The organism is Neobacillus camarae, assembly GCF_054950115.1.
Map to the genome: position 1 here is coordinate 519377 of NZ_JBUCKX010000004.1, position 25993 is coordinate 545369.

At 42.0% G+C, this 25993-nt stretch carries 23 protein-coding genes and 2 pseudogenes; 13 read left to right on the forward strand and 12 right to left on the reverse strand.

Annotated elements, in window-relative coordinates; genetic code table 11:
• Positions 1–19: 19 nt before the first annotated feature.
• A pseudogene (locus ACY8D0_RS23920) lies at positions 20–780 on the reverse strand (SDR family oxidoreductase).
• A gap of 153 nt (positions 781–933) precedes the next feature.
• Complete coding sequence (locus ACY8D0_RS23925) at positions 934–1869, reverse strand: NADP-dependent oxidoreductase (protein WP_462412948.1); 936 nt, start codon at positions 1867–1869, stop codon at positions 934–936.
• 214 nt (positions 1870–2083) lie between these two features.
• Between ACY8D0_RS23925 and ACY8D0_RS23930 the strand changes: the two genes are divergently transcribed.
• The 7 genes from ACY8D0_RS23930 to ACY8D0_RS23960 all read left to right on the forward strand — a co-directional run bounded on the left by ACY8D0_RS23930 (position 2084) and on the right by ACY8D0_RS23960 (position 10463).
• Positions 2084–2440, forward strand: coding sequence for a P-II family nitrogen regulator (locus ACY8D0_RS23930; RefSeq protein WP_462412949.1), 357 nt, complete (start codon positions 2084–2086; stop codon positions 2438–2440).
• Positions 2441–2445: 5 nt separating this feature from the next.
• Complete coding sequence (locus tag ACY8D0_RS23935) at positions 2446–3756, forward strand: ammonium transporter (RefSeq protein ID WP_462412950.1); 1311 nt, start codon at positions 2446–2448, stop codon at positions 3754–3756.
• A 260-nt stretch (positions 3757–4016) separates the two neighbouring features.
• A complete protein-coding gene (locus ACY8D0_RS23940) occupies positions 4017–5648 on the forward strand; it encodes a mannitol dehydrogenase family protein (RefSeq protein WP_462412951.1) in 1632 nt (543 codons plus the stop codon).
• 194 nt (positions 5649–5842) lie between these two features.
• Positions 5843–7870, forward strand: a complete 2028-nt coding sequence (locus tag ACY8D0_RS23945; RefSeq protein ID WP_462412952.1) for a YhgE/Pip domain-containing protein — start codon at positions 5843–5845, stop codon at positions 7868–7870.
• A 346-nt stretch (positions 7871–8216) separates the two neighbouring features.
• Entirely contained in the window at positions 8217–8540 is a 324-nt protein-coding gene (locus tag ACY8D0_RS23950; RefSeq protein WP_462412953.1) for a PadR family transcriptional regulator, read from the forward strand.
• Complete coding sequence (locus ACY8D0_RS23955) at positions 8537–9406, forward strand: permease prefix domain 1-containing protein (protein WP_462412954.1); 870 nt, start codon at positions 8537–8539, stop codon at positions 9404–9406. Before ACY8D0_RS23950 ends, ACY8D0_RS23955 begins: the two co-directional genes overlap by 4 nt.
• 13 nt (positions 9407–9419) lie before the next feature.
• Positions 9420–10463, forward strand: a complete 1044-nt coding sequence (locus ACY8D0_RS23960; protein WP_462412955.1) for a TolB family protein — start codon at positions 9420–9422, stop codon at positions 10461–10463.
• Between the two features lie 112 nt (positions 10464–10575).
• Here ACY8D0_RS23960 and ACY8D0_RS23965 read toward each other — a convergent pair whose 3' ends face one another.
• Positions 10576–11412, reverse strand: coding sequence for an HAD family hydrolase (locus ACY8D0_RS23965; protein WP_462412956.1), 837 nt, complete (start codon positions 11410–11412; stop codon positions 10576–10578).
• A 220-nt stretch (positions 11413–11632) separates the two neighbouring features.
• Entirely contained in the window at positions 11633–12631 is a 999-nt protein-coding gene (locus tag ACY8D0_RS23970) for an AraC family transcriptional regulator (RefSeq protein WP_462412957.1), read from the reverse strand.
• Between the two features lie 233 nt (positions 12632–12864).
• On the opposite strand from ACY8D0_RS23970, the gene ACY8D0_RS23975 reads away from it, so the two are divergent.
• Both ACY8D0_RS23975 and ACY8D0_RS23980 read left to right on the forward strand, forming a co-directional pair.
• Positions 12865–14211, forward strand: coding sequence for an MFS transporter (locus ACY8D0_RS23975; RefSeq protein ID WP_462412958.1), 1347 nt, complete (start codon positions 12865–12867; stop codon positions 14209–14211).
• Positions 14204–16987, forward strand: a complete 2784-nt coding sequence (locus ACY8D0_RS23980; RefSeq protein WP_462412959.1) for an alpha-L-rhamnosidase — start codon at positions 14204–14206, stop codon at positions 16985–16987. The genes ACY8D0_RS23975 and ACY8D0_RS23980 overlap by 8 nt, the downstream gene beginning before the upstream one ends.
• Positions 16988–17069: 82 nt before the next feature.
• Here the strand turns inward: ACY8D0_RS23980 and ACY8D0_RS23985 are convergent, their stop codons facing one another.
• The 4 genes from ACY8D0_RS23985 to ACY8D0_RS24000 all read right to left on the reverse strand — a co-directional run bounded on the left by ACY8D0_RS23985 (position 17070) and on the right by ACY8D0_RS24000 (position 19511).
• Positions 17070–17648 (reverse strand): CBO0543 family protein, encoded by a 579-nt coding sequence (locus tag ACY8D0_RS23985; RefSeq protein WP_462412960.1) that lies wholly within the window; start codon positions 17646–17648, stop codon positions 17070–17072.
• 122 nt (positions 17649–17770) lie between these two features.
• Positions 17771–18907 carry a zinc-dependent alcohol dehydrogenase gene (locus tag ACY8D0_RS23990; protein ID WP_462412961.1) on the reverse strand — a complete coding sequence of 379 codons (1137 nt, stop codon included), beginning with the start codon at positions 18905–18907 and terminating at the stop codon, positions 17771–17773.
• 18 nt (positions 18908–18925) lie between these two features.
• Positions 18926–19285 carry a spore coat protein gene (locus ACY8D0_RS23995; RefSeq protein ID WP_462412962.1) on the reverse strand — a complete coding sequence of 120 codons (360 nt, stop codon included), beginning with the start codon at positions 19283–19285 and terminating at the stop codon, positions 18926–18928.
• 16 nt (positions 19286–19301) lie between these two features.
• Positions 19302–19511, reverse strand: coding sequence for a spore coat protein (locus ACY8D0_RS24000; RefSeq protein WP_462413167.1), 210 nt, complete (start codon positions 19509–19511; stop codon positions 19302–19304).
• 168 nt (positions 19512–19679) lie between these two features.
• Between ACY8D0_RS24000 and ACY8D0_RS24005 the strand changes: the two genes are divergently transcribed.
• The 3 genes and pseudogenes from ACY8D0_RS24005 to ACY8D0_RS24015 all read left to right on the forward strand — a co-directional run bounded on the left by ACY8D0_RS24005 (position 19680) and on the right by ACY8D0_RS24015 (position 21576).
• Positions 19680–19886 carry a hypothetical protein gene (locus tag ACY8D0_RS24005; protein WP_462412963.1) on the forward strand — a complete coding sequence of 69 codons (207 nt, stop codon included), beginning with the start codon at positions 19680–19682 and terminating at the stop codon, positions 19884–19886.
• A complete protein-coding gene (locus ACY8D0_RS24010) occupies positions 19883–20191 on the forward strand; it encodes a spore coat protein (protein WP_462412964.1) in 309 nt (102 codons plus the stop codon). Before ACY8D0_RS24005 ends, ACY8D0_RS24010 begins: the two co-directional genes overlap by 4 nt.
• A gap of 140 nt (positions 20192–20331) precedes the next feature.
• Positions 20332–21576, forward strand: a pseudogene (locus ACY8D0_RS24015) (serpin family protein).
• A 209-nt stretch (positions 21577–21785) separates the two neighbouring features.
• Here the strand turns inward: ACY8D0_RS24015 and ACY8D0_RS24020 are convergent.
• Positions 21786–22244, reverse strand: a complete 459-nt coding sequence (locus ACY8D0_RS24020; RefSeq protein WP_462412965.1) for a GNAT family N-acetyltransferase — start codon at positions 22242–22244, stop codon at positions 21786–21788.
• 250 nt (positions 22245–22494) lie between these two features.
• Here ACY8D0_RS24020 and ACY8D0_RS24025 point away from each other — a divergent pair, with 250 nt between their 5' ends.
• The gene (locus ACY8D0_RS24025) at positions 22495–23316 is read left to right on the forward strand and encodes a dienelactone hydrolase family protein (protein WP_462412966.1); all 822 of its coding nucleotides are present in this window, start codon (positions 22495–22497) and stop codon (positions 23314–23316) included.
• A gap of 62 nt (positions 23317–23378) precedes the next feature.
• On the opposite strand, the gene ACY8D0_RS24030 is transcribed toward ACY8D0_RS24025, so the two are convergent.
• The 3 genes from ACY8D0_RS24030 to ACY8D0_RS24040 are packed head-to-tail and all read right to left on the reverse strand — an operon-like array spanning position 23379 to position 25912.
• A complete protein-coding gene (locus ACY8D0_RS24030) occupies positions 23379–24167 on the reverse strand; it encodes an ABC transporter permease (RefSeq protein ID WP_462412967.1) in 789 nt (262 codons plus the stop codon).
• A gap of 1 nt (position 24168) precedes the next feature.
• Positions 24169–24942, reverse strand: a complete 774-nt coding sequence (locus ACY8D0_RS24035) for an ABC transporter permease (RefSeq protein WP_462412968.1) — start codon at positions 24940–24942, stop codon at positions 24169–24171.
• Positions 24932–25912 carry an ABC transporter ATP-binding protein gene (locus tag ACY8D0_RS24040; RefSeq protein ID WP_462412969.1) on the reverse strand — a complete coding sequence of 327 codons (981 nt, stop codon included), beginning with the start codon at positions 25910–25912 and terminating at the stop codon, positions 24932–24934. The genes ACY8D0_RS24035 and ACY8D0_RS24040 overlap by 11 nt, the downstream gene beginning before the upstream one ends.
• Positions 25913–25993 lie beyond the last annotated feature (81 nt).

Sequence of the window (25993 nt, forward strand, 5' to 3'; positions counted from 1 at the left end):
ATAGATTACAGTCAACTAATTAAAACGCTGCAGTCAATCCGCCATCGGCAACCACAACGGTTCCGTTTATAAAGCTGGATTCGTCTGAAGCTAAGAATAAAGCTACTTGGGCAATTTCGTCTGCCTCGCCTATTCTTGGCATGACAGCCTGTACAGCTTGTGTACGGCTCATGCCGAATTCATTAATATTCTTCATCGAGGCGGCAATGTTTGTTTTTACGCCGCCTGGGGCAATGGCATTACAGCGAATGCCTTTGTTGGCATACATGTACCCGGTATTCTTTGTCAGACCGACTACAGCATGTTTGGACGCACCATACGCAACGCCTGCGTGAGCCCCATTTAAGCCTCCGGTTGAAGCGACATTGATGATGACGCCTTTTCCTTTTTCCAAAAAGATAGGAATCGCTTTGCGCATTGAACGCATAACACTTTTGGTATTAATGTCAAAAATTAAATCCCATTTTTCGTCGTTAATTCACCAACAGGTTCAAACCCATCCATAATGCCGGCATTGTTGACCAAGATATCTAAAGTCCCAAATTCTTTCACAGCGGTGTCAATCATGTTTTCGATATCTTCCAATTTGGCTACGTTCGCCTGAACAGCAATGGAGGTACCGCCGTTATTGGTGATGGCCTCCACAACCGCTTTTGCCCCTTCAATGTTGAGGTCGGCTGCAATGACTTTTGCCCCTTCTTTGGCATACAACTCAGCAATGGCTTTTCCCATCCCGGATGCTGCGCCCGTCACGATGGCAACTTTATTAGACAGCTTCATAAAAAAACCCTCCTAGTTTATTGAAAGCCCTTTCGATTTAATTTTATGGCGAAATTATCCATTTTTCAACAATTACACCCTAATTCTTACTTGATCTTGGGGGAAAGAATGGGAGGGGGCATAGAAACATGGAACATTGCGTTTTTCCAAGCATCATTTAATTTTAATAACAATTTTCCCTTTTGCATGATGGGTTTCGCTGAGGGCATGGGCATCCCGGAGACCTTGTTCACTAAGATCAAACACATTTCCGATGATTGGCTTTAATTTGCCCTTCTCCATTAAATCGGCTAATTCAGTTAGTTGTTTTCCATTTGGAATAAGCCAGTGGAATTTAACGTGAATCCCTATTTCCTCGGCCGTTTTTTCATCCGGTGGCTGCGCTATCGATACCAGAGTACCACCTTTCTTTAACACTTGATAGCTTTTATTTTGGATTTCGCCCCCCATCGTGTCGACTACTAAATCATAATTTCTCAATTCCTTTTCGAAATCCTGTTGATCATATGGAATGACCAGGTCAGCACCCAATGATTTCAGGAATTCCTCATTTTTGCTGCTGGCAGTTGTGGCTACATAATAACCAAGGCTTTTGGCAATTTGGATTCCTAAACTGCCCACGCCGCCGGAGCCGGCATGGATCAATACTTTGTCACCTGCTTTTAATTGGGCAAAATTAACCAAACATTGATAAGCTGTCAGTCCTGCAAGGGGGACAGCTGCTGCCTCTTCAAAACTGATATTGTCAGGAATCTTTGCCAGCAGGTGTTCCTGGGTCACGATATACTCTGCATAGGTTCCCTGTGCGGTAGTTTCAGGTCTTACGAATACACGGTCGCCCACATTGAATTTAGTTACAAGGGGTCCGATTTCCGAAATGATACCCGCCGCATCCCAGCCCAAAATGATAGGAAACTGAAAGGGCAGCATTTCTTTAAGGTGTCCTTCTCGAAGTTTCCAGTCAATTGGATTGATGGAAGCGGCGTGCATTTCGATTAAGACTTCTCCTTCTTGGGGAACCGGTTTGGGCACGTCCCTTTCCTTGAGTTCTTCTTTGCCGCCGTACTGGTCAATGACTATTGCTTTCATACGTTTTCATCACCTCATCTGTATATTCCACCATTATTTTGTTTCTGTTGCAGCTTTTTATCCTAATGAAATGGGGCCTATTCTTGTGCGGGGGGCTAAAATTCAGAAATATGAAACAAATGCCTTTTTTTCTTAATTGACGGAATGATATAAACGTTATATGATATTACATATCATGTAAGAAAACCTAACGTACGCAAGAAGGTGACCATGAATGAAAAAAATTGAGGCCATTATAAGGCCAGAAAAGCTCACTGAGACCATTAAGGGTCTAAAAAATATAGGGGTAACTGGATTTACCGTATCTCAAGTGGTTGGACGAGGAAAACAAAAAGATACCCAAGGGGTATACCGTGGGAAGAATTATAACGTCACTCTCCACCCTAAGGTAAAACTGGAGATCGTCCTTTCTGATTACATGGTGGAGCGCACAATCAAAACCATTGTGGAAAATACCCAAACCGGAGAGGATGGGGACGGTAAGATTTATGTTTATCCAATCTATGAAGCTTATAATATACGGACAGGAAAACCAGACTTTGATATTGATGAATTAAACCAGGAGGAATAACATTCGTGGAACTGATGTTTTTAAATACCGTATGGGTCGTGTTGGCTGCCGCCATGGTGTTGTTTATGGAAGGTGGATTCAGTTTACTAGAAGCTGGTTTTGTTCGAACGAAAAATGCAGTCAATGTCACCATGAAAATCTTTGTCGATTTAACCGTTGGGGCATTGGCTTTTTGGATGATTGGTTTTGGCATGATGTATGGACATGATGCATTCGGCTTGATTGGTACCACCTTATTCGGCAATCCTGAAAAGATTTCCCTATCGATTCATTTACCAAGCGCTGCCTATGTGCTGTTCCAAATGGGATTTGCAGTGGCATGTATCTCGATTGTTTCTGGTGCGGTTGCCGAACGGATGAATTTTAAAGCCTATATAGTAACAGCCGCGCTTATTTGTACGATTGTTTATCCCCTGTCTGGCCATTGGATTTGGAATAGTGACGGCTGGCTGGCGAAACTGGGAATGAAGGATTTTGCCGGGTCAGCAGCCATCCATTCGCTTGGAGGCTTTACTGCTCTTGCGATGGCAAAACGGTTGGGACCTAGAAAAGGAAGGTTTAACTCGGACGGCAGCGTCAATGTCTTTGCCCCTAGTAATATTCCTTTGGCGTCGGCAGGTGCATTTATTTTATGGTTTGGCTGGTTTGCTTTTAATGCGGGAAGCACATTGGATGCCTCAAACAGTGCCTTGCCTTCCATTGCCATTAACACGATGCTTGCCGGGGCAAGCGGAGGTACAGCCGCTTTGTTTTTGACCATGAAAAAATTTGGCAAAGCTGACCCGAGTATGACGATCAATGGAGTACTGGCAGGATTAGTGGCCATAACAGCGGGGTGCGCCTACGTTTCTCAATGGAGTGCTATTATAATAGGTGTTGTGAGTGGATTTATTGTTATTTATGCCACATTATTTGTGGACAATTTGAAAGTTGATGACCCGGTGGGGGCAGTGGCGGTTCACGGCTTCAACGGGGTGTTTGGAACGATTGCGGTTGGATTGTTTGATACTGCCCATGGCTTTCTGATAACGGGGAACTTTTCTCTTTTGGAAACCCAAGCTTTAGGGGCGGTGGTAGTCATCCTCTGGGGGTTAATCGGGGGTACATTCATTGCCATAATATGTGAAAAAACAGTCAGCCTTCGAGCAACTGAACGCGAGGAAGAGGAAGGCTTGGATATGTCGTATCACGGGATCCCTGCCTATAACGAATTAGAGCGATTTACTGATTTGCCCGTCAGCCTCTACAACTTTGAAGAAACAACCGGTATCTCGATTGCACCGACTAATAAAGAAAGAGCTAGGGAAGTAGTTTAAGAGAAGAGGATACCCATAGATAGGACGCTCATAAGAGTTCCCATCAATGGGTATTTTTTATATCCGACTTGCCGCAAACATTAACTCATATCAATCACCATAACTTTTAATAGTGAAATCCTGTTATATAACCTGTAAAATAAAACCAAGAGGAAGGAAACGCCTCCAATCTTTGGTGAGGATATTAGCTTATATTGGTACAAGTGCTGGACAAACTTATGAAAATGTTTATAAGAAATATAAACAAAGGGGTAATAAGATTGCTTCATTTAGGTAAAGAACAACTCAAAAAGGAAAAAGACCAGTTTTTAACACTTGGCATTAAGACACCTAATTATGATTTTGAGGAAATCTGGGAGAACACCAAAGAATCGCCGGTCTGGGTGCACTTTGGTCCTGGGAACTTATTTAGAGCGTTCCATTCAGTCCTGCAACAGCGTTTAATCGAAAACGGCGAAACCGACAAAGGAATTATTGTGGTTTCCACCCATAGCAATGAGGTGGCTGAAAAAATCTATCGTCCCCATGATAATTTAAGCCTGAATGTCGTCATGAAACTAGATGGGGCACTCGATATGGAAGTGATCGCCAGCGTGGCGGAAAGCATCGCCACAAAAAATAATCCTGCATCGTGGCAGCGCTTAAACGAAATTTTTCAAAATCCATCTCTTCAACTTGTTACTTTTTCCATCACAGAAAAAGGTTATGACTTAACAGACTTTAGTGGGGAAATTCGTGAAAATGTAAAAACGGAAATCGAAAAGGGACTGATTCACCCCAATCATACAATGGTTATGATTGCGGCCCTTTTGCATGCAAGGTATCAAAATGGAAAAATGCCGTTAGCTTTAGTCAGTACGGATAACTTCTCCCATAATGGAGATAAGCTGAAAGAGGCGATATTGAAAGTAGCATCCATCTGGAAGCAGCTTGGTTTTGTGGATGAAGGGTTCATAAATTATCTGGCTGATGAAACAAAAATCACCTTCCCTTGGAGCATGATTGATAAAATTACACCCCAGCCATCTAAAATCGTGGCAGATAAATTGACACAGTTAGGTTATGGCAGCGCTCAGCTGATCTATCCAAAACCAAATCGGCCGGCACTTGCGTCCTTTGTGAATACAGAGGAAGCGGAGTATTTAGTGATTGAAGATCATTTTCCAAATGGCCGTCCTGCATTGGAAAAGGCCGGCGTGTATTTTACGGAAAGAAACATTGTGGACCAAGTGGAGAGAATGAAGGTATGCACCTGTTTGAACCCGCTTCATACTGCATTGGCTATTTTTGGCTGCTTGCTGGATTATCATTTGATTTCGGACGAAATGAAGGATGACGACCTAAAAGCCTTGGTTGAAAGAATTGGATATGTGGAAGGGATGAAGACGGTCACCCATCCTGGTATCATTGACCCTATGAACTTTATTAAAGAAGTCCTTGAAGTGCGATTCCCTAATCCAAATAATCCGGATACGCCACAAAGGATTGCAACCGATACCTCCCAAAAGCTCGCCATTCGGTTTGGGGAAACCGTAAAATCGTATGTCCAAAGGGACGACTTAGATGTCGATGATTTAACATTTATCCCACTGACGTTAGCAGGTTGGTGCCGTTACCTCAAGGGTATTAATGATGAGGGGAGAGAAATGAAGCTGAGTCCTGACCCTCTTTTAGAAGAAGTGCAGCGATATATGAAAAATATAGAATTCGGCAATCCAGAATCCGTAGGTCAACACTTAACCCCCATTCTGTCTAACCAAAGAATCTTTGGGGTAGATTTATATGAGGTTGGAATGGGAAGAAGAGTAGAAGAATACTTTAAACTTCTTATACAAGGTCCAGGGGCAGTACGACGGACCCTGAATGAACTTATTCATTCATCTGAAGGCTAATATTCTTGCAAATTCTAAGCAGACTTGAAAACGTAACTTGTTTTCAAGTTTTTTTGTGAATATCTTTAAAGGCAGCTGAATCGGTTTTCTTCCAACTTGTGCCGGCTTTTTATTGCTCTACAAGGAAATGAATGGATAATAACCTAGCCACTTCTAATAATAAAACTAGCGCTTATTGGTTGAGGTGGGGAAAAATGGGCAAGATTTGGCACATCTATATAACGGATTGGAAAAATATATTCCGCGTACCAACTGTTCTGCTATTGGTGGCTGGACTGATGGTCCTGCCATCTGCTTATGCTTGGTTTAATATTAAGTCGATGTGGGACCCCTACGGGAATACATCAGGCATTCAAGTGGCGGTGGCGAACGAGGACGAGGGGGCAGAAGTCCTCGATAAAAAATTTAATGCAGGAGCTGAGACCGTTAAGAAGTTAAAAAAAAATCGGAAGCTGGGTTGGGTGTTTGTAAAACGGAATCAAGCCATAAAGGGAGTAAAGTATGGGGATTATTATGCCTACCTCATCATCCCGAAGGATTTTTCCAAGAAACTGGCGAGCATTATCGAAGCGAACCCACAGAAACCTGAGATTGTTTTCGGGGTAAATGAGAAAATCAATGCGATTGCCCCGAAAATTACCAGCTCAGGTGCATCCAGTGTTACTGCTCAGATTAGTGATGCCTTTACAGAAACTGTCGGCGATGCCATTTTTTCAGCTTTTTATCAGGCCGGTGTCGAACTCCAAAAAGAATGGCCATCCATCCAAAACGTTGCCAGCCAAATCCTTGACTTGGAAAAGGCTTTGCCGCAGATTGAAGCCATGGGAAATAAAGCCATCGAGCTTGAAGGAAAGCTGCCGGAGATACAAGAAAAAGGCCAGCAAATCATTCAACTTGAACAGAGAATCCCAGAACTGGACAGTGCTGGGGACAGTATTCTAAAAGTAGAGGCAAACCTGCCGACGGTAGAGGAGGCAGGGAAGCAAATCGTGGCATTGCAGGACAAGCTCTCTGATATACAGGGCACAACGGCCATTATGAGTGATGTGGTTTCAAATCTAACAGAAATTGAAACAAAAATCAGCCAAGCTATCGATAGCTTGGGTGAGGCGAACCAATCGGACACATCCGCCAATCAGGATCAGCTGAATTCCCTTTTTAACGAATTGAAGACCATTCATCAAGATATCCAAGACCACCGAAATGATATATTACAGCAGGTGGACATAGTAGTGGGAGGCATTAATACGGCAGCTGATTTTGTGAAAAATGATCTTCCGACAATTGAGGGGAAAATCCATAAAGCAGCCGATTTCGTTCGAAACGATCTGCCTAAAGTGGAGGATGATATCCGGAAAGCGGCGGACTTGATCCGAACGAAGTTGCCAGAAGTGGTAAGGGTCATACATAAGGCAGCGGACTTGGCAAGAAATGATCTTCCGGGATTCGAAGATGAAATACGGACGGCGGCAGGCCGGATCAGACAATTTAATCAAAGTGTCAATATTCATGATTTGATTGAATTTTTAACGCATGACCCGGAGGCAGAAGGCAATTTTTTATCAAGCCCTATCCAGTTGAAGACGAAACGCATCTTTCCAATCCCCAATTATGGTTCTGCGATGACGCCATTTTACACAATGTTAGCCCTATGGGTCGGAGGGATGCTTCTCATCTCCTCCCTAAGGGTGGATGTGGAAAATCCGGAGAAGCAGTATAAACAATACCAGCTTTATTTTGGCAGGCTATTCACGTTTCTTACCATCGGCATCTTTCAAGCAATTATTGTATCACTTGGGGATTTGTATATCCTCCATTCCTACGTGGTCGACAAGCTTTGGTTTGTCCTATTGAGTGTCTTTATCGGCATCGTGTTCGTTATCATTACTTACACCTTATGCTCGGTGTTTGGAAATATTGGAAAGGGTTTGGCGATTATCTTCTTGGTGCTGCAAATCTCAAGCTCAGGGGCCACCTTTCCAGTCGTCGTGACTTCTTCCTTTTTTCAAAAATTGTATCCGTTTATGCCGTTCACTTATGCGGTTAGTATGCTGCGGGAGACCGTTGGCGGGATGATAAAGGAAGTGGTTATCAAGGATATACTGTATTTGCTTGGTTTTGCGGGTTTCAGCTTCTTAGTCGCGCTGGTGTTGAAAAAGCCTCTTAGCCCTTGGTTGGACCGCACGGCTGAAAGGGCAAAGGCTACTAAATTAATTCCCTAGTGCGATTCTCATTATGGAAAACGCACTTACTCTAATGAGGCACGATTGGCGGATTTGCTGATTGTGCCATTTTTTTATCGTTAACGACAAAAACTATTGGAATATCAGTGGAATTGTCGTTAAGGAGGATCTTAACGACAAAAGCCAGGGAAAAATCAGGAGAACTGTCTTTGAGAACAGTTCTTAAGGAGGAAATAATTAAACGGGGCGGCGGATAGGCTATCCTTATCCTCACGAGGGCGAGTTTCTTTAGATACTAAAAATGTTGGGATTTTTTGTTATATACCTTGTAATACGATATACAGGGTGATACGATATAGTTAATCAGTAATAAGAGGTGGTCTCTATGGACAAAGAAATGCTAAAAGGGAGTATCGACCTGTTGCTGCTGTCGTTGATCTCCCAGCGCGATTTGTATGGATACGAAATCATGAAAATCCTGAGGGAGACGAGCGGGGAACAGTATGAAATGGGGGAGGGGACACTCTACCCCGCACTTAAAAGGCTCGAAAAAAAGGAGTGGATCGAGTCCTATTGGACGGATACCGATTCCGGGAGAAGGAAGTATTATCATCTTACAGATAATGGTGCGGCTGAATTGGAGGAGAAGCGGAAAAACTGGAGTTTGGTCCAGAATCTTGTTCGTCGTGTGGAAGAGGGACTGACATGACCGAACGGCTCAAAAATTATGTAAACAGGATTGTCGCAGGGATTGACGGAACTCCTGAAGATAAGGAGGACATGGCAGAAGAAATGCTTGTCCATCTTGAATTGTTGATGGAGGAGTACATAGGAAAAGGCTTTTCAGAACAGGAGGCAGCCAAAATGGCGATCAAGCAGTTTGGTGATGAAGAAAACATCGGCCGGGAAATGCAGCAAGTGTTATATCCGTTCCGGAAGCAATTATTTATCATCTTGGCCATGCTATCTCTATTTTCCGCTTCCGGGCTCTATCTTGCTTTCCTGTTGATTAATGGGGATGCAGAGTATGACTGGCTGATTTCATCAATCGGTCTTGGAACCATTCTGCTGGTCTTGGCATTTTCCCATTTCAGGAGTACCTTGAGAAAGCGCTGGAGTATCTTTATCCTTGTGGCCCATCTGCTGCTGTGGTCGTATGGCCTGCTTGGTGCTGCGAATCTTTCAGGTGGTGCGATTGAAAGCATTATGTTGCTTTTGACCTGGCTGAATATTATATTGACGGCTGTCCTGCTTTATCAAACAGCGCTTTTGCCTGGCGCGCAAGAAACAAAAGTTCCGGGCGGCAAAAAGGTCATACACATTCTTTATATTACGACAGGCCTCATTATTTGTACGGCATGTTTATTTTTTATCTTTGGCGGTCTTATGATGATAGGAAAGTTGCATTTTATGATGTTGGTGTTTATAACGCCTTTGGCTATTTGGGGTGCATTGTACCGGCTGCAGCTTGTCCAGTGGGAAAAACACAAAAGAATTGTGCTATGGACGCCAGTTCTCCCAGTTTTATTATCCCTTATCATTGTCGGTTATTTGCTGCTGCCATTATTTACATAAGGAGTTGCTATTATTGAACAGGAAAAAATGGATGCTGGTCTTAAGTGTGCCGGCGCTTTTGCTAGTTTCCCTTCTTTCAGCCGGTCTCCTTTTGGCAAAGGAAGACAACGAAAAGGATGAAGGTCTTACTAACCAATACGATGTATCCGAAAACAATACGATTGCCTATGTATCTTATAAACAAGGAAAACCGATATTGAATCTTTTTAAGAATGAAAATGACGAGAGTCAAAAAATTTTGGAACTAGAAAATGATAAGCGTATATTGGACCCCAGTTTTTCAGCGGATGGAAAACTCCTGGCCTTTGTTGTGGCTAGCAAGGACATGGAAAATCATCCTTATTCAAGTGTTCAAGTAATTGACCTTGAAACCCAAAAGGCGAGGGAACTTTTCTCGAACAAAGACCTTGTGACCGAAGTGGAGTTTGGAAGGAATGGTGAGTCCTTGTTTTTCCTCGGTGCCGGTACCTTTACCAATTACTCGCCGATTACAGGGAAAAGGCCGCATGATTTTGATATTTTTGAATACAGCTTCGATTCAAAAGGAATCGAAAAATTGACAGATACGAAGAAATACAGCATGACGTCTTTGGTGGTTTCCGGGGATGACAGTACCCTTTATTTTCAAAGTGATGATGATTCGGAAGCGAAAAATGCAGATGAAATATTCCAAACGAAGCAGCGGGTTTTCTCCGTTTCGCTTGATCATCCGGAGCAATACAATGTTTTTTCAGATTCCGAGAAAGAAACGGATATATTTGACTTCTCTTTCACACCTGATGGGAAGAATTTAATTTTCCAATCGGTCGCTAACCCGGACAGCGGCGGCACTTTCCAGTATGAGCTGTATTCATACAGCATGGAGAACAAGGAGGAACAGCAGCTCACCAAAATGGGCAGTTATGCATCACACCCAATTGTTGCTGCTGACGGGGAGATAGTTTATTTCATGGTCGATGCCAAATTCGGAAAAGACAATGATGGGGAATGGCATTTATACAAAATGGACCTCAACGAAAGAAATCCTGACGAAATCTCACTTCCATCCTCAAAATAACCATGAATAGCCAAATCTTAATGATTTCTGCTTTACCGCGTTAAATCTTTATTGGGGTGGGGGACAGGCCCCCACCCTAGTAATGCTTTAATGCGATGAGGGACAGACTTCATTAGATTAAACCATATTTCTTAAAGCTATTATAGATTCCATCTTCATCAACTGAATCGGCAATATCATTAGCTACATTCTTAACGGCTTCTTGTGCATTTCCCATAGCAATTCCGTGTTGGACAAATTCAAGCATCTCGATGTCGTTGTAACCATCACCGTATGCAAAGGTATTTTCTTTTGGGATATGTAAATGGGAAATCAATTTTTCGATAGCGGTTGCTTTGGTAATGCCTTGAATCGATAGCTCTCCGCTATTCCTTCCCATAGCAGACACTGTGCTGGGAATGACTGTGAATCTCGGCGCGAATTCTTGCCCTATGATTTCGAGGGGGAAATCCGAACTAAAAAACGAGACTTTATTAATATCATCCCTAATCAAATCATCCTCTACTATGATTAAATCAAAAAATGGTTGGATCCCTTTTTCAATATCTGCTTTTGCCTCAGGTTTTTCCAATATCATTTTGTCTATTATAGATTGAAAATACCTTTTACTGTTCGGGCTGGCAAATACACCGTTATTTGATTCTAAAAAAAAGTCAATTTCATGCTTGATAAAAAATTCCACCAGTAGTTGAACATCGGCTTTTTTAATCCCTTCATGAAATAAAACCTCTTCTTCTATTTCGATATACCCGCCAGCGGCTCCAATGATTCCATCAAAACCCACCTGGAGTATTTCAGGAAATAGTTGTGATTTAGATCGCCCCGTATTTATAAACACAAGATGTCCATTTTCCCTTGCCTTTTGTACGGCAAGTTTCGCTGACTCTGGCATAACGCCGTGATGATTTACCAGTGTTCCGTCTATATCCAAGAAAATAATTTTATGCATCTTGACACCTACTAAATCTATTTTTATCGTGTTTAATCACTTCATAGTAAAAATAATATAAGAAACTCTAAAGATATCTTAATTCAATTAAAACTATTGGTATATATATGGGGATAATCTAGACTAAAATAACGGCAAAAGTCACTTGTTACATAAGTGTAACAACGCGTAACATGAAAAAATACTTTAATTGGTACCGTTAATGAATTAACTTAATCTATTAATCTTTGATTTGTTTACGGTACTCTGCAGGAGTGACATGATAATATTCCTTGAACTTTTTATAAAAATGATGGAAATTGGAGTATCCCACTTCCTCCGCAATACGGTTAATTTGAAGTTCAGTATTTTCGAGTAAAAGCTTAGCTTGACGGAGGCGGAGCTCTTGAATCATGTCACTAAACGTCTTGCCTAAGTTCTCCTTCAGGATTCTGCTTAAATAATTGGGATGAAAATGAAACCGAATGGCGACTTCCGTGAGAGTTGCCGTTAGATAATTTTCTTCAATGTACTTTAATATTTCCACAAAGGATGTCTTAATAGGCATTTCGTCATTAACCTGAAGTTTATTTCTTCTGGAAATCCGCAATAATTCAGTAAAGAGCAGGATGATGTTGCAATTTACTACTTCCACTGAGGCAAGGTCAGGATCCAAGTATTCGCACATGGCGGTACTGATATAGTGTCTGACTTTATTATTACCATGGGCAGGAAAGTAAAGATACCTGCCGGTTATATTGGGGCGATAAATCGCATCAATGACGAACTCTGAAATAAGGTCATTTTCTGCCAGATGGGATAAAATATACTGATTAAAGTAGTCCTTTCTTAGAAGAATATTAATGATGATGGTATCCTTATCTACTCTGTTGATACTATGGACGACATCGGTATCTAGAATCGTGAGGTCGCCTTCGCTCATCTCCACTACTTGGTCATTGATCACTTGGGTAAAATTGCCGCGGAATGCATAGCTCATCTCTAAATAATCATGTTTATGTTTTTTTATTTCAACAAAACGCGGATGCTTCATAAACGAAATTTTCTCCGTATTTTTCATCAAAATATCTGCAGTAAGTATATCGCTTTTGTACATTTCCACAGGTTGTTGATGAATCCTTGCTAAGATTTCCTCTAGATATTTTATATCATGATTAATAGATATAGTTTCCATTTCATCGTAAGACTTTAGTAATGTTTCCAACTCTTTTTTATGCATCTTTGCACTCCTAAATTCCTATTAAAAAAGTTATGATTTGTCATAAAACACAGCTTAATTTGATATAAAAAATTCAGAAAATATCAGGTAAGATAATTATGACATCGCTTACACCAAACTATCAAGCACTTTTTATTACCATTTTAGTTGCTAAATAGGTTTCGAAAAAAAGTTTAATAATGTTATTAAATCATTATTTGTAAGCGATTAACAATTTTAAGGGAGTTGAGAAAATGAAGAAGAAGGATCCGTCCGGTATTTCGTTAAAACAAAAGTTAGCCTTTGGATCGGGTGCATTTGGTAAGGATTTTGTTTATATTTTTATATCCATGTATATTTTGTACTATTTTACAGATGTATTGAAAATTTCAGCTACGACAGCAGGCTCTATTTTACTATTGGTCCGGTTGATTGATGCCGGATTTGATATACCATTCGGATTTTTAGTCGACAAAACGAAAACGAAGTGGGGGAAATTAAGGCCTTATTTATTATTCGGTGCAATCCCCTATGGTATCGTAGCTGCTTTCCTCTTTTACGCACCAAATTTCTCTGGTTCAGGAAAGGTATTCTATGCTTTTACCTTATATTTGCTCATAAGTGTTTTATATAGCGTCGTTAGTATCCCTCATGCTGCTTTAAACACGGTCATGACGGACAATGTCCAAGAAAGAACGCAATTATCGAAATACCTGATCATTTTCTCGGGCATAGCTGCTGCTGTCGCTGGTGCTATTACCGTTCCCATTGTTGGTCTGTTCCCAAGTGAAAAAAGTGGTTATTTCTTCATGGGGGTCCTTATCGGTGTACTAGCGATTATATTGATTCTTACTTGTTTTAAAGGGACCGCAGAGCAGGTGGCAGTAAGTGAAACTAGTGAGCAAGTTCCATTTAAGCTTGCGATTAAAACGATTTTTACCAATAAACCTTATGTCATATTATGTGCAGCCTTTTTGCTGGCACAATTGAGTTTAGGTGTACGCGGAGCCGCGGGAATCTATTACTTTATCTACAATGTTGGGAATGCCAACCTATTCAGTGTTGTTTCAGCTGTTGGCGGAATCGTCGGTTTAATCCTGACATTCCTCTCTCCTGCTTTAGTCATGAAAATCGGAATGAAAAACTATTATATTTCCATAGGGGTATTGACTATTCTGGATTACCTTTTGATCTATTTCGCACCAACCAGCAATCCACCAATCGTATTGGTCCTTAATATTTTGGCTGGTGCATTTACAGGTTTAACTATGTTTGCTGCGTGGGGTATCCTGCCGGATGCCATTTCGTATTCGATTAAACAAAATGGGCTGCACATTGAGGGTGTATATTATTCTCTTTATAACTTTATTCAAAAATTAGGTTCCTCTCTTTCTGGTGGTTTAGCAGGTTTTATTCTAGCTGCATACGGCTATAAATCAGGCGGTGCTCCTACTGCTAGAAGCCTGGAAGGGATTTTGGTGACCGCGGCGTTAGTTCCTGCGGCCTGTGCTCTTATTTTTGCGGTGTTGATGTTCTTCTATAAAACCAATCATACGGAAACAAAAAACAAGACAATCAAAGATGGTGTGATCAATGGATAATCGTTTAGCTGTAAAAGATTTAAAAGTAGAAAATCAGAAAAATCCTTTAGGAATTGATGTCCCTAAACCACGTTTTAGCTGGCTCATCCAGACAAATCAAACGGGGATTTTACAATTGGCTTACCACCTAATAGTGACAGAGGATAATGGGGATGAGGTATGGAATACTGGGAAAATTGAGAGTGACCAATCACTTTGGGTTGAGTACGGAGGTCCCCAATTAAAATCCCGTAAGCAATATAACTGTAAGGTTAAATTATGGGACAACCAAGGGAATGAGTCAGAGTGGAGCGAACGGGCCTGCTGGGAAATGGGATTATTGAAACAAGAAGATTGGGCGGCAAACTGGATTGAACCAGTGCAGCAGGAGGCAGTAGAAGAGCCTTTTATCACTGTGCAAGATATCTTTTCCGGCGGCTTAAAGGTTACTAGTCTTGAGGAAAGAGCAAAAGACCTTCGCCCGCCGCAATTATTGCGCCGCGCCTTTTCAGCAGAAAAAGCTCTAAAGAAAGCACGTCTGTATGTCACTAGTCACGGGATATACAAACTGGAACTGAACGGAAAAAGAGTGGGGGATATTGAGTTCGCACCCGATTTTACTGCCTATGGTGTACATTTGCAATATCAGACCTATGACGTCACGGATTTAATTGAAAAAGGAAGCAATGTCCTCGGTGCCATATTGGCTGATGGCTGGTATATTGGCCGTATCCAGCTGACAGGGCATAGCTGTCAATTTGGTGACAAACTGGGCTTATTGCTGCAATTAGAATTGGAATACCAAGATGGAACAACGGAATCTATCATATCGGATGACAAATTTGTCTCAAGCACAGGTCCTTGGCAATATGCCGATCTATTTATCGGTGAAAAATATGATGCCCGCCTGGAGCAGACCAACTGGAGCAAACCGCTTTTTAATGACAGTGAGTGGACTCCGGCCCTTTTGGCAGAATACTCCCTTGAAAACCTAACGGCCCAATATGGACCAAGTGTCCGGGCGATGGAGGAATTGGTACCATGTGATATCCACCGCGAAGAGGAAGGGGCGCAGATTATTGACTTCGGTCAAATCATTGCAGGACGGGTTCGTATTCGCATGGATGTCCCTGAGGGTACCACGATTTGCATGGAACATAGTGAGGTTCTTGATAAAGACGGAAAGTTCTTTATGAATATCATGGGCCGCAATAAGGACCAAATCGATATTTATATTGCAAAAGGAAACGGTCCTGAAACGTTTGAACCTAGTTTTGTTTTTCATGGGTTCCGTTATGTCCGGGTGACGGGTCATCCTAAAGATATTCAAACCGATGATGTACAAGCCATTGTTTTATATAGTGAAATGGAGAGAACGGGTAACTTCGAATGTTCCGACCCTAGATTGAATCAATTGCAGCAGAACATCCAATGGAGTCAAAAAACGAATATGCTATCGATTCCTACCGATTGCCCTCAGCGGGAACGCGCTGGCTGGACGGGAGATATTCAAGTATTTGCCCCAACTGCCGCGTTTAACATGGATGTCTACTCCTTCCTTGCGAGATGGCTGGGTGATGTACGGATGGAACAATTCCCTGATGGGCAAATCGCCAATTTTGTCCCCACGGGCAAGTACTATGTCCGGGAAAGCTCCGCCATGGGCCAGCTATCGAGTGCCGGATGGGGCGATGCCATTATAATAGTTCCTTGGGTATTATATGAGAGATATGGAGATACACGAATTCTGGAAGAAAATTATGAAGCGATGACAAAGTGGATCCAGTATGTGCGGAGTATAGCGGAAACGGAGATTCCGGAAGGTTTAGAGGAATCCGACTCAACTCGACTAGAACGGCAGAAGTATTTGTGGAACACAGGGTTTCATTTTGGAGACTGGCTCATCCCGAGCATAGGTAATCCTATGGAAAGTGCCATCAGGACAAAAGAACTTGTAGCCACTTGTTTCTACGCAAACTCTGTGAATCTTATGGCTTCTATTTCTGAACTACTTGGCAAGGCTGATCTTGCTGCCATGTATAAAGATTTAAATAGTAAAATTCGAAAAGCGTTTGAAGAAGAGTATATCGTTGACAATGGCCGAATCAGTGCCCATTTTCAGGGCATCTATATTTTGGCCCTTCAAATGAATATGGTTTCTGACTCAAAGCGTCTGCAAGTTGCAAAGCAATTAGGAGAATTAATAAAGGAAAATGGCTATAAACTTGATACAGGATTCCTTTCGGTACCGTATTTATTAGATGTGCTGTGTCAAGATGGCCATGCTGATATCGCCTACCGTTTACTCTATCAAACGGAATGCCCATCCTGGCTTTATGAGGTTGAAAATGGGGCAACGACCATATGGGAGTCGTGGTCTGCAATCGCACAAGATGGAACTGTTGGCCATATGTCCTTTAACCATTATGCATTTGGATGTGTAGGGGATTGGCTATACCGCCATATTGCCGGAATAAAGCCAGACCTACCAGGATATAAAACCAGTATCATTGAACCCCATATCGATTGTGGGCTAACTGCAGCAAAAGCAGAACTTAAAACCGGCTACGGATTATTAACTTCTGCATGGACAAAATTAGATAAAACGATAAAACTAGATATTGAAATACCAGCCAATACCACAGCTACAGTCGTACTCCCTGGAAACAGTAGTATTACCCACAATGGAAAACAACAAGAAACATCGAATGATTTGATCGTAAGAGTTAATGTCAGCAGTGGTAAACATCAGTTTGAATTTATTGAGGGCCTGACCCCCACCGCTTCACCGCGTTGAACTTTAGCAGAGTGGGGGCCTGTCCCCCACTGCTTTACCGCGTTAAACTTTAGTGGATTGGGGGACAGGCCCCATATCTACATTAGGTACTCCTTTTAGGATGTCTTTGCAAATAAAGAAACAAATTTGTGACAAGTTTGGCTACGATACCAACTAGTACGTAACCCAGAAATAGATGAAAGTAGTTGGCCTCTCTGTCTAGTTGGAATAATTCCAAAGCACTGAGGATTGGTTTGAAAATAAAGGATAGAATCATTGCCAGTCCAATCATGTAAAGGTAATAGTTTTTATTTTTATTTAGGGTCCATTGGTAAAGAAATATATAGGAGACTGGAACAAACGAGACATCGAGTGAAAAACTGGATGGAAAAACAGGCAATACTTTATAAGGATAGAACCAAAATGACTTGTTGGCCCCAAATGCATCGATATAGGAAAAAAACACATGGACATTATATCCATAAAAACCAAGTAATAAGGCCTTTTTTCGATCCATAAATAGTAAAAGAAGTATTAAAGGAACAAGTAACAAAGCCAGGACCGCCCAAAAGTGCCACTGGTTTAAAGCGGAATACTGGAGCCAATAATCCCAATAGCTATGTGAATGTTCCAGTTCTAATTGTTTTAGTTTCTCGATATGCCGCAATTGGTTTTTGTCCATGAAGTTTACCCCTGCCATGAATGTTTGAGTTAGTTTAACCAACCTTGCTAATATTATGAAAAATACGATTACCAAAAAAAGACCCAGCCAAAAACTAAATGTTTTGAAACTGGGTTTGTTTTTTATGGTTTTAGTATTACTTTAATGCAGTCCTCGGTTCTTGTATCGAAAACTTCATAGCCATGTTTGGCTTGATCTAATGGCAGGACATGTGTCACGATATCGCTAGGGTCGATTTTTCCTGAAGCAAATAAATCGTATAAGAAAGGCATGTAAGGAATAACCGGTGCCTGACCCATTTTAAGGTCAATATTACGCTGGAATAAATCCCCTAGTGGGAAAGCGTTATAGCGTCCCCCGTATACCCCTGTGATTTGGATGGTGCCGCCTTTTCGGACTGCTTGGCTAGCAATTACGATGGCGCCCATTGCCCCGCCTTGAAGCTTGAGCCCGCTGGCCAGAAATTCCATCGGTGTCCATTTTCCGTCCATTCCCACAGCATCAATGACAACGTCGGCTCCGCCTTTTGTGATTTCCTTTAAGTATAGGCCTGTGTTTTCATGCTGCTCAAAGTTAACAATTTCTACATTGTTTGTCCGTTTCGCATGTTGCAGACGGTAGTCAATATAGTCGACAGCAATCACACGTTTTGCGCCTTTATACCAAGCAAACTTTTGCGCTAGTAAGCCAACAGGACCACAGCCCAGGACGATGACAGTGTCTCCATCTTTGACACCGGCATGGTCAACGGACCAATAGGCTGTCCCCGCCGCATCTGCAAGCAATACGAGTTTTTCATCTTCCACTTCGCAATCTTCCGGGATTTTAAACGGAGTAAAATTCCCGTAAGGTACCCTCATGTATTCGGCTTGACCTCCAGCATAGCCGCCGGTCGTCTCGGAATATCCAAAAAAACCGCCCATATCACCGTGGGGATTGGAGTTGTCACATTGGCTGGTCAGGTCATGCTGGCAATACCAGCAGGATCCGCAGCTGACATTAAAAGGGATGATGACCCGATCGCCTTTCTTTAAATCACGGACACCTGGCCCTACTTCTTCAACCACTCCCATTGGCTCGTGTCCAATGACAAAATCTGTTGGGGTATTGGGAATCATTCCGTGAATTAAATGGAGGTCGGATCCGCAAATGGCTGAGGACGTGACTTTCACAATGATATCATCTGAATTCTTAATTGAGGGATCCTTTACATCTCTAACTTCTACATTTTTAATCCCTTGGTAGGTAACAGCTTTCATCTAGGCATATCCCTCCTTTTATTGGTTTGGTGTCGCAAACATTCCGCCACGGTCCGTGTCAATTGGAAACAGGGTCATCTGGGCAATTTGGACAGCGGTTTCTGTCCCTTTCATATCGACTTTGTACTGCTCCTTAAAGTCATGAGGATTGAGCCATCCGTTTTTTATCATCAAATCCGAAATATCCCCGTGCAAATCAATTGCCGCTTCAAGTTGTTTTGCTAAAACTCGCCTCAGTTCCGGGTTCGCCGTCTCTGTAATGGCAAAACCATAATTGCGAATCCCGTTTTTAACCGATAATAAAAAGTCCATTGCAAAGGTAGAATCTGCTAAATTGGGCATACCCTCTGCGTTTCTCGGGTCTAGGTAATCCTGCATTTTTTCACCTCCGAATTTAATGAAGTATTTGACTTTGTTTATAAAATGGAAGCAATTCATTGATGTCTTGAATCGTTTGCTTCACGTCTTTTTCCATCAATTCTTTTAACTCATTATTAAAACAAATTCCCTGCATTAATTTGGATCTTAGTAAACAGACGGTTTTAAAATTAATGATTTCATGTGTTTCTAATGTTTCATGTAAAGCAAGCATATCTTGATCCATTTCCTCACCTCCATGATCTTTCAATAACAAACTTATTTTCCCCAACCAGGTTTTTCTTTTATGCAAATGAACGGGAATAAACAATACTGGCTGATCGAAAAATGAGAATATCGACCTCCACTTATTGAAATGATAAGGAAGTAAATAACGAATTTTGGAGTGAAAAAAATGGCCAAATATTTAGGACTGCATGAAACGCTGGACCTTCACGAGTTGTTGACTTTTAAAAATCTCAGTTTAACCAAATCAGCCACGATGAGCGCATTAGCGGTGGATGAGGAATTAAAAACGATATTGGCAAACGATGCGGCAACAGGCCAAGTGCATATTGAGCAATTGCAGCAATTTTTAACCAATCGGGAGGCACAACAATGAACCAATTTATCCAAAATATGATCGGGATGGGCGGAATGACCGACCAAGTGATAGCGACAGATTTTCTTATATCCGCAAAGGCAGCTGTCAGAAACTATACGGTTGCCATAACCGAATCGGCTACTCCTGAACTGCGGGCTGTCCTAAGAGATCATTTGCGGGCCGCCATCCAAACCCATGAGGATATTACCAACTTTATGGTGGCAAAGGGTTTTTATCATCCGCATGAATTAAGTGAACAGCTGCAGGTTGATTTGACGGCTGCCAACACTGCAACCAATCTGGCACAAAAATCAAATAGTTAAAGAAGCAACGCGGTTTAGCGTTGTTTTTTTATGAATAGACAAAAACTGGATTAGCTGTGTAACCTTGGGCTTACGATGATAGTCTAAGTTGGTAAAGGAGGGTGATGAGCTTGAAGAAATGGATTGTTCTAATGGTTGTAATGAGTGTCTTAACTTTTTCAGTATGGGCTGTTGGCGGAAATTCCGGAGCTAAAGGGGACTCAAGTAGATCCTCCGTTAATAATCATGGATTTCCAAGCGAAACCGCCTTTCACAATGAAGACTACAAAAAAGTCGTTGCCTCGAATAATCAATTTGGAATGGACATGTTAAAAATAATCAGCGGTACTGGGGGTGGCAACACGCTTATTTCCCCTGTTAGTTTGTTCATGGCCTTATCCATGGTTTATAACGGCGCCGATGGGGAGACGAAGGAGGAAATAGGCAAGGTCTTACAGTCTGCCGGTATGGACCCCAATGAGATGAGTAAAGCGAATGCTTCCCTGATGTCACTGCTGCAACGGAATTCGAAACAAATACATATAGACATAGCAAATTCTATCTGGATCAATAAACAAAATCACTTTCAGACTGATTTCGCCAACAGCAGCAAGGATTATTATCACGCCAAGATCGAGGAAATCAGTATGTTGGATAGCCAATCCCCTAAAAGGATTAATGACTGGGTAAACAAGTCGACCAATGGAAAAATAAAAGAAATGGTGGAGTCTCCATTAGATCCCAATCTAGTGGCCATCCTCATTAATGCGATTTATTTTAAAGGAAATTGGAAGCATGAATTTAATCAAAAGCAAACGGAAAAACGGACTTTTTATCTGTCGGATGGAACTACAAAAAAAGTATCCCTTATGAGATTGAATGAAAAGTTATCCTATCTAGAAAATGAAGATTTCCAAGCAGTCTCCCTTCCATATGGTGACGGGAAGTGGAGCATGAACGTATTTCTTCCAAGGGAGAATTCCAGTTTAGAAGATTTACAGAACAGGTTGACGCCTGAAAAATGGGAAAAGCGGAAAACAGATTTTGCTGAAAAAGAAGGGAGCATTCTACTGCCAAAATTTGAGTTAGACAATGAGCTAACCATGAATGAAACATTGAAGTAACTAGGAATGGTTAAAGCTTTTGACAGCCAGCTCGCTAACTTTTCAAAAATGATTAAAGAGAAGGATCAGATATGGGTAGATAAAGTGAAACATAAAACCTATATCGAAGTTAATGAAAAAGGGACAGAAGCAGCTGCAGCAACCTCTGTTGAAATGAAAAAGGAGTCAGCGAGGATAGGTGAAAGACCGTTCTATATGGAAGTGAACCGGCCATTTTTCTTTGCTATTACGGAGGAGGAATCCGGAGCCATCGTTTTTATGGGACTTATTTCTGACCCATAGGGTAACAAGAATGAGTCAATGCAGGCGTACTTTAGCAATCAACACGGGTTTTCAGGATTCTCGTTATGGGTTCACAAAGATAGCATTTGTTAAAGGATATTAGTGCACTTAATATGAAAAAGCAATCAAAAATAATGGTGCAGTGGAATCTGCACCGTGATCTATACAATATTTCTCCTTATTGGCTGGAAGTCGCAGCATAGCATAGCTTATCCCAGCTCTCTAGTCATAAAAACGCTGTTCGGGTCATCGATATAGTCTGCAAAGGGCTCACAGTATTCAAAGCCGAACCTCTCATATAGTTTTCTTGCCGGTTCAAAAGCAGCCATCGACCCCGTTTCCAAACTGACCCGTTTATACCCCCGCATCATGGCTTCCTCAAGAATGTGCTGGAGCATTCGTGTGGCTACACCTTTTCTTAGAAATGAGGAAGATGTTCTCATGGATTTAACCTCACCATGAAATTGGTCAAGTTCTTTTAGCGCTCCCATGCCTGCCAATTCATTGCCATCCCAGGCGCTCCAAAAGGTGATATTCGGTTGTTTCAGCTTTTCTAAATTTAAAGCATGGATGCTCTCCGGTGGAGAATTCAACTTCATGCCATGAAGATGCTCACGTATTAATTCAGCCACTTCGGCCCCAGTTAAATCATCTTTTTTAATATCCATAAAAAACCCCCCTAATTTAAATCTTAAGTGTAATGCACCATACTATCTACAGTAATGTAAGAAACTATAACAATAAAGATTAGGCCGCCTTTGTTTACTGATAATCGGAATATAACACCTTTGGAATATTGGGATAAATATGGTTAAATTATAATACATGGTATTGGTAGTAATAAATACCAGGCTGTCTGCAGAGAAAGAAATTTTTACCTGTATAATTAGCTAATGTTTATTGAATGGAGGACTTGAAGTGGCATTGGGAACGAAATGGGTTCGTTATGGGGAAAATCAAGAATATATTGGATACCTGGCAAAGCAGGATCGGGTAAATGAAAATCTGCCGGCGGTTCTTGTTATTCAAGAAATATGGGGAATAGATGCTCATATTCAAGATATAACCGAACGATTTGCAAAGGCAGGTTACCTTGCTTTTGCACCAGATCTTTATGCAGAAAACGGGAGTAGAATGGAAGATTTAAAAGAGGAACGAGTCGTAGAGGTCAGGGAGTTTTTAGATTCGTTGCCACATACGGTTTGGAATAATCCAGGAGAAAGGGAGCAAGCCATTCGTCAACTTGAAGAAGGTAAGCAGACCCGTGTTACCAAGACCTTTGAAAAAATGTTTGGAGGAATCCAATCTTCTGTTTATATCGAAAACCTATTAGCAGCTACTTCATTTTTACGGAATGAATGCGAAGCTTCAAAAGGCCAAGGTGTGGCTTCCATCGGTTTCTGTATGGGCGGCGCTCTATCTGGGTTACTTGCCTGCCGGGATCCCCAATTACAAGGAGCCGTCATTTTTTATGGAAACTCGCCTTCTGAGGAAGAGATTAAAAACATTAATTGTCCTCTATATGGTTTTTATGGTGCACTTGATAAGAGAATCTCTGATCATATTCCGGCTTTTGCGGATCAGATGAAGAGGAACGGAAAGACCTTTGAATATGAAATGTATCAAGACACCCCTCACGCCTTTTTTAATGATAATAGGGCATCCTACAATGTGGTGGCAGCAAGGGATGCTTTCCCAAAAGTGTTGAATTTTTTTCAACAAGTCCTTGTAAAGAAATAGTTAGGGGGCCTGTCCCCCACCGCGTTACCAATTTAAAGCGGTGGGGGACAGGCCCCGATTTTTTAACTGCTAGCGCTGGTGTAATTCGCCAAAGCAAATTTCCAAAACCGGCGGGCCAGCCAAAGGAAAATCACCGCAACCAGCAGGGACGCTATGGTTGTCACGCCATCCCATTTGCCAATCAACGAACTCGCGGGTGTAAAGGTAACAAATGCGGCCGGAAGTACATACGTTAACGCCATCCGGAGCCATCCTTTATACATCGTGATCGGGAACCGGGTTGTTTCAAAAAAGGAGTTAAATAGGAAGGATAAATCATCCATCCTGATTACCCAAAAAGCGGTCGTCATCAACAGCATCCATAACGAATAAATAATCAGCAACGCCGCAAGGATGGTAACCAAAAAGAACCCGACATCAAGCAGAGATGGGATGAAGTGCTTTTGAACCAGACCATAGATAATGAGTCCTATTCCCAACACCACATCAATCAAGCGCCAGAAAACAAGATGCCTTAGGCTGACGAAAAACATGCTGTCAACCGGTTTGGTCAGCACATAATCCAGAGTGCCCATCCGGATATGCAAAAGAAGCCGCGGCATATTGGGGCGGAGTGCGAAATTAATCAACCCCTGCAACGTATTGAAAATACCGAGAAGAATCAATACATCCGCATAGACCCAGCCGCCCAATTGATCTGTTTGATAAAAGAAGATTTGAACCATTAAAATTGAAACAATGATACCCAACAGACTGGAAAAGAGATTTCCCATAAATTCGCTGCGGTATTCGAGTTCCTCTACCAGACAAGTCCGAAAGAATTCCTTAAATATACGCCAATAACGCCTCATGTTATCCCCCCACCGCCTGATTTTTCTTTAAACCAGCCTTCCACAGCACCCCGATTGCCACAATCAGAACCATCGCCCAAATGAACGAGCCTAAGAATCCGACCAAGAGGGTATGAGAATCTGCTGTACCTGTCAGGATTTCCAAAGGGAAGCCGATCATATAGCGATATGGAAAGAAGGTGCTGATTTGTTTGACAACGGGCGGCAAAAGGGAAAACGGCGCGATTTGCCCGGACAGAAACAACGAGACTGTTTCAAACATCGCATAGATGGCGGTCACCTTGTTCATCCAAAAACATAAGATTCCGAATAAAAAACTCATCGCGAACCGGATAACCGCCCCGAGTAATAGTGCGGCTAGAAACAACCCCCATCCGCTTATCGGTAGATGCAACTGAAGGACAGGAATAAAAATAGCTAAAATGATCCAACAAGGGACAAGGACCACTAAAAATAATCCTTTATAAATAATGTTCTCAGCTATTGCCCAATGAACTGGATGAAAGGGCCGCACAATCTGATAGGAAAACGTGCCTTCCCGTATTTGCCGGTCCATTTCCCAAACATCCCAAGCACTCGTCATGCGCTCTACCATAATCAGAGCCACAAAATATAAAATGAAAGATTCTCCTTGATCGGGATAAATATTCATCCATACCATCATGGTGATCAAAGGCTGGACCATCGTACCGAACATCCAGATCATGGTAGAGAGCTGGTAAGCAAACATCTCAACATATTTCATCCGTAAAATCGCCCGATACTTAGTGATCATGGGACTCCTCCTGGAATGCCAGCGTAATGACTTCTTCCATTGGCGGGTCTTGGATATTGAGGTCATTGATTTCGTAGTTGGCCAGAAGCTCGGATGAGACAACGGGTACACGATCCCTTGCAACCCGCAGCGTCAATCTTCCATCTTCGAATGAAACCACTTCACCGTAAGATTCCCAAGGACCACGGGTGCTGGAAGGGAGACGAACCTCTAGCAATTTATAAGGAGTTAATTTTTCTGATAAAACTTGCAGCTCTCCGTCGTAAAGAAGTTTCCCGTGATTAATAATCATGACCCGGTCGCAGAGGGCGGTGACATCGCCCATATAATGGGAGGTTAGAAGAATCGTTGTTTTGTGTTCCCGATTATAGTTGGCAATGAATTGACGCACTTTTTCCTGTGTATTGACATCCAATCCAATCGTCGGTTCATCCAAAAACAGAACGGATGGACGGTGCAATAACGAGCAAGCCAGTTCACATTTCATCCGCTGTCCCAAGCTCATGTTCCGGACGGGGCGCCCGAGCAAGGGTGCCAATTCCAGTAATTCAACTAATTCGTCTAGGGTTTGGCGAAATGATTGGTCATCAATTTCATACACACTCTTATTGACGAGAAACGTCTCCATCGGCGGGATATCCCAAATCAATTGGCTTTTCTGTCCCATGACAAGGCTCATAGTCTTTTTAAACTCATTCTTTTGTTCCTGTGGTTTAAAGCCGTCTACTTCAATAGAACCCGAAGTAGGATGCAGCAGGCCGGCTAACATCTTCATCGTGGTGGTTTTTCCGGCTCCATTGGGCCCTAAAAAACCCACAATTTCTCCTGTATTGATGGTGAAGGACACGTCCTTCACCGCTTGAACGGTTTCGTATTCCCGTTTGAACAAACTGCGTAACGCTTCCGTCCAGCCCTCCTGCCGGACATGGACGCGAAAAGATTTATTTAAATCTTGAACTTGTATTGACATGTTTCCTCCAACGATTAGTTTAATAGATTTCCATCACATGTATATGATTATAAACAGAAACCGAATGCATACAAGTATTAA

What these genes read in the sequence shown, in the direction of transcription:
- ACY8D0_RS23950 (WP_462412953.1), top strand. Translation starts at nt 8,217, where the DNA reads ATGGACAAAGAAATGCTAAAAGGGAGTATCGACCTGTTGCTGCTGTCG.
- ACY8D0_RS23990 (WP_462412961.1), bottom strand. Translation starts at nt 18,907, where the DNA reads ATGAAAGCTGTTACCTACCAAGGGATTAAAAATGTAGAAGTTAGAGAT.
- ACY8D0_RS24040 (WP_462412969.1), bottom strand. Translation starts at nt 25,912, where the DNA reads ATGTCAATACAAGTTCAAGATTTAAATAAATCTTTTCGCGTCCATGTC.
- ACY8D0_RS23955 (WP_462412954.1), top strand. Translation starts at nt 8,537, where the DNA reads ATGACCGAACGGCTCAAAAATTATGTAAACAGGATTGTCGCAGGGATT.
- ACY8D0_RS23925 (WP_462412948.1), bottom strand. Translation starts at nt 1,869, where the DNA reads ATGAAAGCAATAGTCATTGACCAGTACGGCGGCAAAGAAGAACTCAAG.
- ACY8D0_RS23985 (WP_462412960.1), bottom strand. Translation starts at nt 17,648, where the DNA reads ATGGACAAAAACCAATTGCGGCATATCGAGAAACTAAAACAATTAGAA.
- ACY8D0_RS24010 (WP_462412964.1), top strand. Translation starts at nt 19,883, where the DNA reads ATGAACCAATTTATCCAAAATATGATCGGGATGGGCGGAATGACCGAC.
- ACY8D0_RS23975 (WP_462412958.1), top strand. Translation starts at nt 12,865, where the DNA reads ATGAAGAAGAAGGATCCGTCCGGTATTTCGTTAAAACAAAAGTTAGCC.
- ACY8D0_RS24005 (WP_462412963.1), top strand. Translation starts at nt 19,680, where the DNA reads ATGGCCAAATATTTAGGACTGCATGAAACGCTGGACCTTCACGAGTTG.
- ACY8D0_RS23965 (WP_462412956.1), bottom strand. Translation starts at nt 11,412, where the DNA reads ATGCATAAAATTATTTTCTTGGATATAGACGGAACACTGGTAAATCAT.
- ACY8D0_RS24035 (WP_462412968.1), bottom strand. Translation starts at nt 24,942, where the DNA reads ATGATCACTAAGTATCGGGCGATTTTACGGATGAAATATGTTGAGATG.
- ACY8D0_RS23930 (WP_462412949.1), top strand. Translation starts at nt 2,084, where the DNA reads ATGAAAAAAATTGAGGCCATTATAAGGCCAGAAAAGCTCACTGAGACC.
- ACY8D0_RS24000 (WP_462413167.1), bottom strand. Translation starts at nt 19,511, where the DNA reads ATGGATCAAGATATGCTTGCTTTACATGAAACATTAGAAACACATGAA.
- ACY8D0_RS24030 (WP_462412967.1), bottom strand. Translation starts at nt 24,167, where the DNA reads ATGAGGCGTTATTGGCGTATATTTAAGGAATTCTTTCGGACTTGTCTG.
- ACY8D0_RS23980 (WP_462412959.1), top strand. Translation starts at nt 14,204, where the DNA reads ATGGATAATCGTTTAGCTGTAAAAGATTTAAAAGTAGAAAATCAGAAA.
- ACY8D0_RS24020 (WP_462412965.1), bottom strand. Translation starts at nt 22,244, where the DNA reads ATGGATATTAAAAAAGATGATTTAACTGGGGCCGAAGTGGCTGAATTA.
- ACY8D0_RS23995 (WP_462412962.1), bottom strand. Translation starts at nt 19,285, where the DNA reads ATGCAGGATTACCTAGACCCGAGAAACGCAGAGGGTATGCCCAATTTA.
- ACY8D0_RS23970 (WP_462412957.1), bottom strand. Translation starts at nt 12,631, where the DNA reads ATGCATAAAAAAGAGTTGGAAACATTACTAAAGTCTTACGATGAAATG.
- ACY8D0_RS23945 (WP_462412952.1), top strand. Translation starts at nt 5,843, where the DNA reads ATGGGCAAGATTTGGCACATCTATATAACGGATTGGAAAAATATATTC.